This is a genomic window from uncultured Winogradskyella sp. (assembly GCF_947495255.1).
GTDB lineage: Bacteria > Bacteroidota > Bacteroidia > Flavobacteriales > Flavobacteriaceae > Winogradskyella.
Genome location: NZ_CANLYI010000009.1, coordinates 1 through 14,091, shown reverse-complemented (window position 1 = coordinate 14,091; position 14,091 = coordinate 1). Strand labels below are relative to the sequence as shown.

The following is a 14,091-nucleotide window of genomic DNA, read 5'->3' as shown; positions in this document are numbered from 1 at the left end:
TTTGAGGTAAACTGCGAACCAAAAAAATCATATTACTAATGAGATTTATTTATATATTACCATAAATAGGAACTATAAAGTTTCCGTTTAAAAAAGACTTTGGGTCAATATCACTTTGTAAAACAGTTCCTTTGTACCGAGATTCAAGTAACATCTGTGCGCACTGTATTATAGGTGTTGCAGTAGTTGTTTGGATAGCTCGTAATTGATGCTTGCCCACTTTTTGTGGTAAAATTTGCTTTGAAATTTCTCGTCTTCTTAATATGCTATTTTTGTCTTTACCTTGCACTGCAGCATATAGTATGATTTGGTCATTTTCAATATGTGGAATTTGTTTTTCCATAATTTGCTGTAAGGCTTCAATAGGTTTTTCAATGGTGTCTAGCTTATTAATTTGTTCTTGTATCCAAGCGTAGTGACCTGGGTGTCTTAAGGTTTTATAGTCTAGTATATTGACTTTTCCGGCTAAAGCATCTGGTAAATTAGCAGCACCTCCAGATGTTAAATCGTCTTCATAAGTAATTCCATCAATTATTATTGTAGCTCTTTCGGTTAATGAAGGAAGTCTTGCTTTCTTGAAATTACGAATCACTTCAGCATTTTTTATATATTCTGTAGCAACACCCACAGGACTCCAAGTGAAGCCATAATAATGAGGGGCAACAGCATTTTTTGTAAGTGCACCTACTTTAAATTCTAACTTGTCAACTTTATGTACTTGGTAGTCTTTACAGAATTCTAGAAAAAGATGATTTGCCAATACATTAATATAGCCAGGTGCAAGACCTGATTGTAGTATAAAACCTGTAGTTGCATTTTTTGCTAATTTTATGATTTGTTGGGTTTCTGCAATATATTCGGTGAGGTTAGCATAATGCATATTATAATCTTTGGCATAACCTGCCATTTTTGGTGCTTGGGTTCCAGGTAAACAATCTAGAATGATTTCTCCCTTATTAAATACACCTTTCATTTCTTTAGTAAGACCTTCTTCAGAAATATGAAAGGGTATCAAAATACAAGATTTGGTAATGCCATTTTCAATCCATTGGACTAGTTTTTTTGCTTTAGAAAGTGTTCTATTCCCTATGTAAATTGTTGGCGGCACTTTACTCCATTCTGCAAGTATTAGTGCCACGGCCTGGGCAATGCCACCTGCTCCAGCTATTATAATAGTATGGTGTTTTTTCATGTGTTAATATCTTCTTTTTTAATTGTTATTTGAAGTTTAGTTAGAGCAACATGTATAATTTTGTAAGTGTTATTTTACCTTTTTTCGCTTTGTATTCTTAAAGCCAATCTTAGGTCTAGAATCTAGTTTCTTTTGTTCCAATTCCTCTTCTAGTTTTTTATATCTACTAATGTCTTTTATAGTTACAACTATAGCAACTATATGATTTTCATTATCAATTATGGGTCTGCCGCTTAATAAAACCCTGCGCATTTCATTGGTTTCTAAATTTTTTAATATTACATCTACGTTTTCTGTGATTTCGCCATTTAAAGCACGTTCTGCAGGAAGGTTTTGAGCTGGAAATATTTTTTTTTCGTCTGGAAACAGCACTTTAAAATGGTCAGAAAAATTTATAGAAATTTTAGAATCATCTTCTATTTCAAAAAGGGCGTTGGCAACATCGTTGGCTAATATCACTTCTTTGTTGGCATTTGCAACAAGTACTCCATCATTAATATTTTCAATAATCATATTTAATTGTTGTTGACTTTGATAAAGAGCATTTAATGTGTTTTCTTTTTCATCTTCAAGCTTTAGTTTTTCAGTAATATCTGTAACAATAGCGTATAATGTCCCTGTGGTTTTATCTGCTGCCGCATTCCATGACAACCATTTAACTGAGCCATCTTTGCATAACCAACGATTTTTAAAATTTATTAGGTTTGTTCCTTTTTTTAGTTTTTTTATTTCTTCTTCCGTAGAGGCAACGTCTTCTGGAAAAATAAAAGATTTATATGGTTTACTTAAGAGCTCTTCATTGCTGTAGCCTAACAGTTTACTTAAAGATGGGTTTATTTTTATGAATTTATCTTGTGACGCAACAACCAAACTATCTATAGACATATTAAAAAAAGCATCGGCAGCTTTTAGGGATTCTGAGAGGTTTTTTCTTTCAGTTATATTTGTAGAAATGGTTCCGATAGCATACACACGGTTTGAAGTATCTTTTAAAGGGAACTTAACTGATAAAAAGGTATGCGTACCTTCCGGTGTTTCTATAAGTTCTTCCACTTGAATGTCTTTTCCTGCTTTAACAACATCCAAATCTGCACTTCTATAGCTATCCGCAATGTCTTTTGGTAAAAAATCTGCATTTGTTTTTCCTATTAAATCTGCTTCTTTGTCTTCAAATAGGGATTGATATTGTTTGTTAACTAATAAGTATTCACCATTAATTTTTTTTACCGAAATAGCGTTTGTAGTGTTATCAATAATAGATTGTAGTAAGTTTTTATTTTTGTGTAATTCTTGTTCAGACTGCATTTTTGCTTTAAGTTGTGCGTTCAGAATAAAAAAAACGGTGGTTAACATTCCTAGGGAAAACACAATTAAAGACAATGATACCCAATGCCATAATTTACTGGTAGATAAGGGGAGTTGTCTCCAATATATTAGTCCAAGTGCTATAATTACAATTATGTTAATCACATAGCCTATTAAAATTTTTCTTTCAATCGAGACTTTCATTTCCTTGTATTTAAGTTAGCAAATAGTGAACACTCTAATTTTTCTGGAATTGTTATAATTATTTTAGTATATCTATTGTCAATTGTTTAATAGTGTTTTGTTAGTTGAAAATGCAGTTATTTTTATCTCTTAATAGAAATGATTTATAATTTTTAATGTTAAGAAGTAAAGATAGAATGGTTTCTTTTTTTAGTAAATGATCTAGGTCATTTACTAAGTAAAGTTAGGAATGTAAATTTGGTTTTAAATCAATATTAGTATTGCCATGAAAACTATTTTATACGCTACTGATTATTCTGAAAACTCCGAACTAGCTTTAAAATTTGCTTATAATATGAGCATAAAATTAGAGGCTAAATTATTGGTAATTCATGTTTTTGATTATCCCACTTTTTTTGATGATATCACCTTAAATCCTGAAGCTCCATTTCCTGATATTGAAGGCCATGCTTTTAAAATTCACAACAGAAAGCTTCATACGTTTTGTAACCGTGTTTTAAAAAAGGATACAGCCACTTTAAATATTACAATAGAGGCTATAGAGGATAGGTCTGTAGTAAATGGTATAGTAAACAAAGCGAATAAAGTGGATGCTTTGTTTATAGTTACCGGAATGAAAGGCTCTAGTAAATTACGTGAATTGATTATGGGTAGTATCGCTAAAAAGCTAATTAAAAAAGCTCCTTGTCCTGTTTTAGCAATTCCTAGTGATTCTGTAAAAATAGAAATTGAAACTATTGTATATGCAACAGATTTTGAAGAAGAAGATTTTGGTGCATTAGCTAAGTTAGCCGAAATAGCTAAACCTTTTAATGCTAAAATTAGTGTTGTTCATTTTTCGTCATCAGAAGAAACTGTTCTGAAAAAGCAACAAGAAGAATTGAAAGAAAAACTACAAAAACATATTAATTATGACAATCTAAAGTTGGATATTTTATATGCAGATGATACTTTTAAAGCGCTAAAAAGTTACTACAGAAATTCTAACGCAGACCTAATAGCAATGCTAGAACGTGAGGATAAAGGAATAACCTCGAAGGTATTTCATCGTGATTTAGTAAAACGAATAGAATCTTATGGTAAAATACCTTTACTAAGCTTCAATGCAAAGAATTACGGCATATTTCATTTAGAATAAGTGATTAATTTAAATTATTTGAACGATGACAAGACGAGTATATAGAATAGTAATTGTAATAGCCATAGTACTATGGATTAGTCTTTTTATTGTAAAAGACTCGTATTCAAATAGTTTATTGATTATTGCTTCTTCACTAACATTTTTGGTATTTAGTTTTGGTATCCATGGATTGATTGCTCATTCTATTCATCCACCTTCTACAAATGGTAAGTTGATTACATTTCCACTTTTAATGTGGATGCTTTGGGCTGTAATGTTTTTAGTGTTTGTGTTTTTAATTATTCCTGTTTATTGTCCTGATTTTTTTATGGATATGTAATGAGAATTTTTAAAAATGAAAAATAATGTAACTTAATTATTAAAAATTATGAAAGCAATTATATATGTTATTATTACATTGATTTTAGTGAGTTGTTCATCTGTTAAGATGACAGATACTTGGGTTGATAAAGAGCTTATTATTTCTCATCCTAAAAAAGTTTTAGTTGTTGGATTAACGGATAATTTAACAGCCAGAAAAATATTTGAAGAACAATTAAAAACAAAACTTAAAAATAGAGGTATAGAAGCTATTGAAAGCTATAATGTATTTAAACCAACGTTTACAAGTTTAAAGCAAACAGAAGAAGATATTCAAAATGAAATAGTAAAACTTACTAACGATGGTTTTGATGCAATATTGATATCAGCAGTTAAAGGTGTTAATGAAAAAGAATCATATAGTGGTGATAAATATATTGTGGATTATTATTGGCGAGGTTTTGGTCTTTATTATTTTCTATATCAAGATGTTTACCTTACAGAGGGGTATTATGAAAAATATAAAGTTTACCACATTGAGTCTTCTTTGTATAATTTGAAAACAAATGAAGAAAAATCCTTGGTATGGGTAGCATCTTATAATTTGGTAGATCCTAAAAAAATTAATTCTTCTGTTTCAAGATATGTAAAAGCAATTATAAAGTCATTAGAAAAAGAACAAATAATACCTGATAAATTATAAAAAATATTTTTTTTGAATAAAAACAATCATTTCATTTATAGAATGGTTATAAATATTGATGGTTTTTGTAGAGTAAGAGATTAATTTAAACTTTATGTTTGGTATTTTTTGTATATAATTATTTTCCTTTTAAGAAAAAGAAATAATCTATCTATAATCGCCTTTGATTGGCCAGGTTAATAACTAATAAGTTAGCATAACTTGTAAACTTTAGCAGAATTATATTGGTTTACTCGAGCTGTACTAAAAGATTATTTGCATTGGTAAATTATAGATACTACTTCTAGAAAAGTGATATTGAGTATAAATAACAAAGGTGTTTCAGGGCTATTTAATTTTAATAAAAATGTAACGTTGCCATCCTTTGAAGCCTTCCGTTATTCTGGTGGGAAAAATCATGCTCAACTTAAAAAAAATGGGTTATTCTTAACTAAGAACACAGACCAAATAAAGGAGCTATAATTCCGAACAAAAGTAAAGTCATTTGGAAGCTTAAAAATGAATATTTTCAATGGTTCAAATTAGAGATTATTGATATCGAATATAATGTATCAGTTATCAATTAATATCCCAATTTCTTTTTAGTAGAAGGGACTTCCCAGCTAATCATTTCTTTTAGAAATTCATCAACTTTTTCAATTATCAATTTTTCTGTAATCTCATCAGGTGCATGTATTTCTAGTTCAACACTACTATTTTCTATTGGGATTTGTTCTACATAAGGAAATAATATGAACATGTGTACATCGCCACTATATGATTGTGAAAATACCAATGCACCACCTTGTATAAATTGATAAGCTGGTATTTGGTTAGTACAATCAATGAGTTCTTTTGGGAAAGAATCAAACGTTATGTTTACGGCTTCGTTAGTACCAATCCAATTGAGTTCTTGTACTTTCCAGCCAATATCATATTTCTTGCAAACTGCATTGAGTGTCGTAATAATTAGTGATTTGGTCTTGGTTTGCCAAACCGTTTTTTTATCAACTACAGTTTTAATGGATACCTTATAATCCTTGACGTGTTCTTCTAAGTGTTCTATTTTCATTTTTTGTACTATTCTAAAGTTGGACATGTAACTACTATTCTTTCTTTTTAACCTCTTTTTTCTCTTGTCGCTCTAATTTTCTGAAATAACCACGAGTTAAAAAGTTATGCTTTAAGGCTTCCATATTTTGATTGAATTTATCAGTGCCTTCGTTTATATTTTTAAGTGTAGATTTTAAGCCATTAACTAAAGCGGTATCCTTTACGATGTAATTATAAGTTCCATCGCTAGAATTAAAATCATTTACAACCATATTTGCATTGTTTAATAAAGTCTCAATTTCAGTACTCGATGTCTCAAGATTAGTTACAATAGTTTTTAGTTTTCTAGTAGAAATAGAATCATTCAGTAACATTCCTAAAACGGTGTTATCATCAGTTTTTACTGAAGAAACAATAGTATTTAATTCTGCAATAGTATGAGAAGCACCACGACTTGCTATTTTTAGATTATTTATAGATTGTTTTAAATCTTGTGCCATAATAGTGTCATTGAGAAGAACTCCAAAAGTGCCTTTTCCTTTTGTAATACGGTTGGTGATTTTTAATAAATCTGAAGTCAGAATAGCAGCGTTTTCAGAACTTGTATTAAGAGTATTCAAAATATCGTCAGTTCCAATTTTGCTGTAAGATTCTATAATATCTTCATTTTCTATAATCTCAGAAGCTCCTTTCCCTGGAACAATATTTACAATCATATTACCAACCAATCCATCGGATCCAATGGTGGCAATAGCATTTTTCTTGATATGAGAAAGTATCTTTTCCTCAATAGCCATGTCTACTTTTATTGTAGAATCGTTTATCATTTCGATATTTTTAACCGTACCAATATCAATACCAGCATAGCGTACATTATTTCCTTTTTGCAAACCATTGACATTTTGAAAATAGGAACTCAAAGTAAAGGTCTTTATAAACATCTCTTGGCGTTGCCCTATTAAGTAAACACCAACAATAAAAAGAATGGTGCCAATGAGGACAAAAGATCCTAATCGTAGTTTTTGTGAGTTTGTGTTTTTCATGGCATCTAATTTTGTTTATTCCTTTGTAAAAGGTAAACATTAATGTTTAAAAAAGGCTTTAATCTTTGGGTCAGCAGACGTTGATAATTCAGTAAATGTGCCAACAGCATAATCGATACCGTCAATAAGCAATAGCATTCGATGTGAAATAACACGAGCACAATCCACATCATGGGTTATAATGAGTGAAGACGTGTTATATTTTTTCTGAATATCTTGCATAAGAATGATAATCTCTTTTGCTGTAATAGGGTCTAGTCCACTAGTGGGTTCATCATAGAGAATAATTTTTGGTTTTAGAATTAAGGTTCTTGCCAAAGCCACACGACGTTTCATACCACCAGATAATTCGGAAGGCATTAAATCTATGGCGTGAGCTAAACCAACGTTAGTTAAAGCTTCCAGAACAAGTGTTTCGGTACTAGAGTCTTTTGTGATTTTTTTGGTGTGATGCCTTAGAGGAAATTCTAAATTTTCACGAACAGTCATAGAATCGTATAGCGCACTACCTTGAAACAGGAATCCAATATCTGCTCTTAAAATATCTAAAGCCTTTTGAGTTAATTTGGTTATGTCTTTGTTCATAACTGTAATAGAGCCACTATCAGCTTCCATTAAACCCACCAAACATTTTATCATTACTGATTTGCCTGAGCCAGATTTTCCCATGATGACTAGGTTTTCACCTTTATGAAGTTGCATATTAAAGCCATTTAGCACATGATTATCTCCAAAGCTTTTGTGTAAGTCCCTAATTTGAAGCACTATTTCTGGATTTGATATGTTTTTGTTGTCTTTCATAAATCGTAAAAAATATCTGTTACAAACACAGCAATAAAATCGATAATAAATAGCAATAAAGAACTAACCACTACGGCAGAGTTAGCAGCTTTACCAACACCTTCGGTACCTTTAGTGCAATAATAACCTTTGTAACATCCCACAATTCCGATAGCCAAACCAAAAAAGAAAGATTTAATAGTCGCAGGAATGATGTCGCCAAATTCAATAGAATCAAAAACTTGATTAAAATAAAGTATAAAAGACACGTTACCTTTTATATTTTCAACTAAAAAAGAACCAAACAGCCCAATGGCATCACCAATAATTACTAATAAAGGCAGCATTAAAGTAACTGCTAGTACACGTGTTACAACAAGGTATTTAAAAGGGTTAGTCCCAGAAACTTCCATAGCATCAATTTGTTCGGTAACGCGCATTGACCCCAATTCGGCACCTATACCAGAGCCAATTTTACCAGCACAAACCAAAGCAGTAATAATAGGTCCAATTTCTCTTACGATGGAAATACTAACCATGGATGGCATCCAAGACACAGCACCAAATTGCATTAATGTGGGCCGCGTCTGCAAATCCAAGACCAAACCTATAATAAAACAAGTTATACCAATCAATACTAATGAACGATTGCCCATATTATAGCATTGGCGCAGCAACTCTTTTGTTTCTAAAGGTCGCTTAACTATTTCTTTAAAAAAACGACCCGTAAAAAACGATAAGTCGCCTAGTTCAATTAAGAACATATGTAATCGATCTTTAATTTTAGAATTTCCAGACATGCTTTGTTTAAGAGTGTAACCAAATATATTGGAATGATGTATTTTACAAAATGATATAAGTCATTTTACATGAACCTTATTCCAACTAATTTTAGTGAAAGCAAAAATCAATATGAGAACTATGGTTCATATACAAAACTTAAAATGTCGTGGTTGTGAAAACACTATTATTAAGAGACTTTCTGAGATTAAAAATATCAGCGAAGTAAAAGTTGCGCAGGATGATGAAACGGTCTCGTTTGATTATCATACCAAGCACGATTTTGAAAAAGCTAAACATGTGCTTTCTGCTATTGGTTATCCAATTGTCGGAGCAGATAATAATTTAAAAACAAAAGAACAATCCAAAGTAAATGTGCTATAGTTAGAGTTTAAAAATAAAAATTATGGAAACACTACAAGATCATGAGCAAATAATATCAATGCCAAGAATTGGGGATAAAGCACCAGATTTTAAGGCGGTAACAACACAAGGTGATATTAATTTCCCTTCAGATTATAAAGGCGAATGGGTTATTTTATTTAGCCATCCGGTAGATTTTACACCGGTTTGTACAAGTGAGTTTATAACTTTTGCTTATCTAGAAGATAAGTTTGATAAGGCCAATTGTAAATTGGTAGGACTTTCAATAGATGGTTTATACAGCCATATTGCATGGTTGCGAACTATTAAGGAAAAAATTGAATTTAATGGAATGAAAAACATTGAAGTCAAATTTCCATTAATTGAAGACATCACTATGGAAGTCGCCAAAAAATATGGTATGATTCAGCCTGGCGAAAGTAAAACACAAGCGGTTAGGGCGGTGTTTTTTATAGATCCTAAAAGCATGATTAGAGCGATTATTTATTATCCGTTAAGTCTTGGTAGAAACTTCGATGAAATCTATCGCGGTTTAATTGCGATGCAAACTTCAGATAAATTTGAAGTGGCTACACCTGCTGATTGGATTCCTGGTGATGATGTTATCATTTCGCCAGCAGGTTCTTGTGGTGGTGCAGAAGAACGAATGACATCTACAGATGAATTAAACTGTAAAGATTGGTTCTTTTGCACAAAACCATTAGGCAAAGATGAGGTGTTAGATAAAATTCTTAAGAAACCTAAACTCCTTGCAAGATGAAAAAACTTGTGATGTTTTTAGTTATATCCATTACTATTATCTTATTGTTTGCACTAAAACCGTACAGTTCAAAAGATGAGGTTCTTAATTTGTCTTTAAATTTGGCAAATACTGAAATTTTCTCAAAATCCATTTCAGCAAAAAAAGTAGTTGTACAGAAAGAGGTGTTAATTGAGAATTACTTCAACTATTTAGATTCTATTGTTAAAAAATTTCAACCTTTAACAACTTATAATTTAAACGAACATCTTTTAGTAAGAGCTAATCCTTGGATTATAGATACTCTTCAAAACACGGATTATTACCGGATGATGGCAAAGGATTCTTTTGTTTATAATCAAAAAAAGATGATAGCCTTACCGATGGGAAATACAATTGTAATTCCAGATTCTATGAAAGCTAAAAAAATATTGAATTCATTTGAAAACACAACGATAGATATCAATATCCCTGAATTTAAACTTCGCATTTATGAGGACTCAGTTCAGCTTTTTGAATTTCCTATCCGAGTTGGTAGAGATGAGAAGAAATATTTAGAAATGTCAGGAAGAATTCAGGATTTAAAAACAAAAACAGGAAAGGGGTTTATTATTAATCATGTGCGTAATCCCAGATATGTAAATCCGGTAAATAATCATCAATATTTTGTAACCAAACGAGATGATGGGAAAGTGACCAAATTGCCCCAAATTCCATTTATAGAGACAGAAATAAACGGGCTACGCTACGGACAGCTTATTCATCCGACTACTAATCCTAGAACCTTAGGGAAAGCTTATTCTAATGGCTGTATTGGTGTTAAGGAAGCCGATGCTTGGGTTATTTATTTTTATGCACCTATCAACACCAAGATAAATATTCGATACGATTTGAGTGTCGTTAATGAAATGGGCGATATTATTACCTTAAAGGATATCTATTAAATAAACTAATTTGTAACTCTTTTCAGCTTCATTCAATAATTGTTTAATTTCTTCAAGAGTATTATTTCTTAAAAATGCTATTTCTTCAAACGTTAAATGTGGGCCTGTAAACAACTAATATATGTTACGGATTTTAGAAGGTAAATGGTGCAGGACCAAAGTTGCAAAGTCGATGCCACAACTGAAATTATGTATATCAGTTTAAAAAAAATACTGTTGATTCTTGAAATTCGCAAATATTGGGTAGTTGACGACAATAACTAGCTAACTATACCGTAATTGGAAAAAAGTGGATTGAAAGTCTACCTTCTGAATAATATTGAAATAATTGAAGTTCCGATTAAACCTACTATAGAAGCAATTATGAAAGAATACTAACGTTACGACTATTCTGAATGTGAGCTGAAAACTGAACGTTAAAATCAACGAAAGAGAAACCCGTAAGAGGCATATTGAGAATAGCAAGTAATTTGAAGTTAGGTTTAGATGATTCGTCAAACCGATTATATCGAAAATAAAAAATCAATTTCGGTAGATGAAATGGTGCCTTTCTTATATTTAATTCGACAATTCGATGCAAGGGTATTAAAACCAAAATTGCCAATATTGAAAAGAAATATGCAGAAGAGATAAACAAGCGTGAAGCACGTTTGAAAGAGTGTATAGGAAATTTTGATAAGAAAATTCAAGAGTTAAACGATTAGCTTTTGTTGTTGTAAGTAAGGGGCAGATTTGTGCTGGTTCTTATTTTTTTATATAGTCCTTTATAAAAAAAAGATAAGTAGAAAGTATTTAATCAATATCAGCACAAAGATAAACTCGTAAAATACCCCCTATAAAAGATCACGACATAAAGCTTATGTATCATCAAATACTTATTTATTCCGCTTCCTTTTATGCTGTAATTCTAGCTTTCGTATAGAGACTGCTCAAATATTGTTTAATCAAAAAAAACTAAGTATCATGAAGCAAGTATCTGAAAAACCCAATATGTCAGTACAAGAAGTTGAAAGTATTATCAATTATATAGTGAAAATTACGATGCCGATAGTGGAGAAAGTCATTTGGTTTAGTGAAGAGATAAGTATCCTGCGAATTATCAAGTATTATTAGATAACGTTTAATTTAAAATCTCACATCAGGGAAAATTTAAAAGTAGTTCAGTTCGATTTCGTCTTCGATTTTATGGATTGCATTATAAGTCATATAACCGTTTTTAAATTGGAATGGAAAATACCATACCAAAAGACATACTCAGAAGAATACAATTATCACGAATAGCTAGCTCAATGACTGGAGATAGAATGGCATCACTTATTGAGACTTTAGCCTATATTATACTTAATTACCTTTGAAGGACCCATGTAAACAGAATGGGCAAACATTTACACATGGCATGACTAGTGTTTCAATATGCAATGTAGACTAAAAGAAAAGACCAATTAGAAATTATGATTGAAATAGCACAAGAAGAACTTTCGGATTATGAAATGGGTATGTTGAATAATCTTAGAAAATGGATTTATGAGAAACGACGAAAAGCTCTAAAAGTCATTTTTAAAAAGAATAAAGTTTCAAAAGACGATGGTATTTTGGATATTCAAGTAAAGTTGTTTTAAAATAATGTTTAGTTTACAGGAGAAGATTATATTATCAATCCATTCAGCACATTTCGCTACATTCCGCAAAAATCTTCATTCCGATAAAAGACCTTCATTAAAAAAGGTCTTGAAGCTAATCCCTACTTTTGACGCTTCATTCCGTTAACCCTTTCCGCTCTGCAGGCCAAAAAATCGACTGTTTTCACACGTAATATTATTGTTAAATATCTGATTTTGTGAAGTTTAATTGGTTTTGAGATTGTTTGATATGAATTGTACTCAAACAAAAGTGTGCGTAAAGTGTGCGTAATTTTTGCTAACTTTATATCTAAAATTACTGAGAAATGGCACGAGCAAAATTAATTTTAGATACCAGAGCTAAGTCAAAAACTGCGAATGAAGGGTTGTTTCCAATCGTAGTTAGAGTTTTTCATAAAGGACCTAGAATGATTCGTCTTCCTTACAAGACTTCTAAAGCTGGATGGGATGCAAATAACATGACAATGAAAAAATCCGTTTCAGTAAATAAGAATTTGGATTGTGATCAGATTAATAAAGCGTTATATGAAAAACTTCATTCAGCAAAGTCTTTGATCAATGAACTTGGAGACACCCTTAATCAGATAACAGTTGATAGACTAGTCGAGAATATTAAAAAAATATGGGATGATAAATTAGATTCAAAGATTAAGAAAGATCTGTCTAATGAAATTACCCTTGAGGAATGGGGTAGAGTTTTAATAAATCGAAAACTGAAATCTAACAAGCCAGCTACTGCCAATTGGTACAAAAATGCAATAACAGCTTTTGAGAAATTCAATAATAATTCCCCTGTAAAGTTTCATCAGATTACAGTAACTTTTTTAACTGATTTTGAGATAGAACATTTATCAAAAGGAAATTCTAAAAATTGTATAAGTTCATACGCTAGAGCAATTAGAGCTATTTATAATAGTGCCATTAAAGAAGATGTATTTATACCATTTAAACATCCTTTTTCTAGTTATAAAATTCCATCTACAACAAGAACAAAAAAAAAGGCATTGTCTAAAGAAAAAATAATTGCTATTCGAAATTTGAAATATGAAGAAAACAGTAGTCTTTGGCATACAAGAAATTATTTCTTAGCCATGTTTAACTGTAGGGGTATGAATTTAATTGATCTTGCTAAATTGAAATTAGGTGATATAAAAGGAAATAGAATATTTTATGGCAGAAGTAAAACCAACGATCCGTTATCAATTAGAATTACCACAGAATTTTCTGAAATACTTAAGAAGTATACTCAGGATAAGGATCCAAATGACTTTATTTTTCCAATAGGTTATGACGGTTCTGTTGAAACATTTAAAAAATATCGGTCAGATAGAAGATTAGTCAATAAATTATTAAAGAAGATTGCGAAAGATGCAAATATCGAAGAAAAAATTACTTCTTATTATATAAGACATTCTTGGGCAACTATTGCAAAAAACATGGGGATTTCTACTGAATTAATAAGCGAAGGGCTAGGTCATCAGTCTATTCGGACAACTGAGGTTTATTTAAAAAGTTTCGAAAATATAGTTTTAGATGAAGCAAATGATCTTATAGTAGGTTAATAAATATAGACCAGTAATGATAATAGAATATTTTGGTATATTTTTTAGGTTTAGAATTATATAACCTTTATTCAGGACGGGTCATAATTGTAGGTAACGGTTTTGTGTATGGTTAGTTGCGTGGTTAAGCAACTAAGTTAACAAACATTTACGAACCCTTGAAAATTCCGCAGGAATTTTCAAGGGTAGGCTAGAACCTAGCAATTAATTATACACGGCTTAAGTTAGCATTTTTAATAAAAGTACTAATTTTAAGATATAAATAGAAAGAACAAAAGAGAGAAATAAGATTAGTATACACGGTGAAGCTTAAGACTTCGACAACATTGATAATCCTCTCTC

The 14,091-nt window shown here is 31.0% G+C and carries 14 protein-coding genes; 8 read left to right on the top strand and 6 right to left on the bottom strand.

What is annotated here, in order from left to right:
* Positions 1-49: 49 nt before the first annotated feature.
* Both Q0807_RS15045 and Q0807_RS15040 read right to left on the bottom strand, forming a co-directional pair.
* Positions 50-1,192, bottom strand: coding sequence for a saccharopine dehydrogenase C-terminal domain-containing protein (locus Q0807_RS15045; RefSeq protein WP_299111213.1), 1,143 nt, complete (start codon positions 1,190-1,192; stop codon positions 50-52).
* Between the two features lie 69 nt (positions 1,193-1,261).
* Entirely contained in the window at positions 1,262-2,701 is a 1,440-nt protein-coding gene (locus Q0807_RS15040; protein WP_299111211.1) for a PAS domain S-box protein, read from the bottom strand.
* Between the two features lie 265 nt (positions 2,702-2,966).
* On the opposite strand from Q0807_RS15040, the gene Q0807_RS15035 reads away from it, so the two are divergent.
* The 3 genes from Q0807_RS15035 to Q0807_RS15025 are packed head-to-tail and all read left to right on the top strand — an operon-like array spanning position 2,967 to position 4,845.
* A complete protein-coding gene (locus tag Q0807_RS15035; protein ID WP_299111209.1) occupies positions 2,967-3,839 on the top strand; it encodes a universal stress protein in 873 nt (290 codons plus the stop codon).
* 25 nt (positions 3,840-3,864) lie between these two features.
* Complete coding sequence (locus tag Q0807_RS15030; RefSeq protein ID WP_299111207.1) at positions 3,865-4,161, top strand: hypothetical protein; 297 nt, start codon at positions 3,865-3,867, stop codon at positions 4,159-4,161.
* A gap of 48 nt (positions 4,162-4,209) precedes the next feature.
* Positions 4,210-4,845 carry a hypothetical protein gene (locus Q0807_RS15025; RefSeq protein ID WP_299111204.1) on the top strand — a complete coding sequence of 212 codons (636 nt, stop codon included), beginning with the start codon at positions 4,210-4,212 and terminating at the stop codon, positions 4,843-4,845.
* 562 nt (positions 4,846-5,407) lie between these two features.
* Here the strand turns inward: Q0807_RS15025 and Q0807_RS15020 are convergent.
* The 4 genes from Q0807_RS15020 to Q0807_RS15005 are packed head-to-tail and all read right to left on the bottom strand — an operon-like array spanning position 5,408 to position 8,500.
* Positions 5,408-5,896 carry a hypothetical protein gene (locus tag Q0807_RS15020; protein WP_299111202.1) on the bottom strand — a complete coding sequence of 163 codons (489 nt, stop codon included), beginning with the start codon at positions 5,894-5,896 and terminating at the stop codon, positions 5,408-5,410.
* 34 nt (positions 5,897-5,930) lie between these two features.
* Entirely contained in the window at positions 5,931-6,920 is a 990-nt protein-coding gene (locus Q0807_RS15015; RefSeq protein WP_299111200.1) for an MlaD family protein, read from the bottom strand.
* A 39-nt stretch (positions 6,921-6,959) separates the two neighbouring features.
* A complete protein-coding gene (locus tag Q0807_RS15010) occupies positions 6,960-7,721 on the bottom strand; it encodes an ABC transporter ATP-binding protein (protein WP_299111198.1) in 762 nt (253 codons plus the stop codon).
* On the bottom strand, positions 7,718-8,500 hold the full coding sequence (locus tag Q0807_RS15005; RefSeq protein WP_299111196.1) for an ABC transporter permease: 783 nt from the start codon (positions 8,498-8,500) through the stop codon (positions 7,718-7,720). The genes Q0807_RS15010 and Q0807_RS15005 overlap by 4 nt, the downstream gene beginning before the upstream one ends.
* Before the next feature lie 121 nt (positions 8,501-8,621).
* On the opposite strand from Q0807_RS15005, the gene Q0807_RS15000 reads away from it, so the two are divergent.
* The 5 genes from Q0807_RS15000 to Q0807_RS14980 all read left to right on the top strand — a co-directional run bounded on the left by Q0807_RS15000 (position 8,622) and on the right by Q0807_RS14980 (position 13,749).
* Positions 8,622-8,864 carry a heavy-metal-associated domain-containing protein gene (locus tag Q0807_RS15000; RefSeq protein ID WP_299111194.1) on the top strand — a complete coding sequence of 81 codons (243 nt, stop codon included), beginning with the start codon at positions 8,622-8,624 and terminating at the stop codon, positions 8,862-8,864.
* Positions 8,865-8,886: 22 nt separating this feature from the next.
* Positions 8,887-9,624, top strand: coding sequence for a peroxiredoxin (locus tag Q0807_RS14995; RefSeq protein WP_299111192.1), 738 nt, complete (start codon positions 8,887-8,889; stop codon positions 9,622-9,624).
* Positions 9,621-10,547, top strand: a complete 927-nt coding sequence (locus Q0807_RS14990) for a L,D-transpeptidase (RefSeq protein WP_299111190.1) — start codon at positions 9,621-9,623, stop codon at positions 10,545-10,547. Before Q0807_RS14995 ends, Q0807_RS14990 begins: the two co-directional genes overlap by 4 nt.
* 1,451 nt (positions 10,548-11,998) lie before the next feature.
* On the top strand, positions 11,999-12,166 hold the full coding sequence (locus tag Q0807_RS14985) for a hypothetical protein (protein WP_299111188.1): 168 nt from the start codon (positions 11,999-12,001) through the stop codon (positions 12,164-12,166).
* Between the two features lie 326 nt (positions 12,167-12,492).
* Positions 12,493-13,749 carry a site-specific integrase gene (locus Q0807_RS14980; protein WP_299111185.1) on the top strand — a complete coding sequence of 419 codons (1,257 nt, stop codon included), beginning with the start codon at positions 12,493-12,495 and terminating at the stop codon, positions 13,747-13,749.
* The last annotated feature ends 342 nt before the right edge of the window (positions 13,750-14,091 follow it).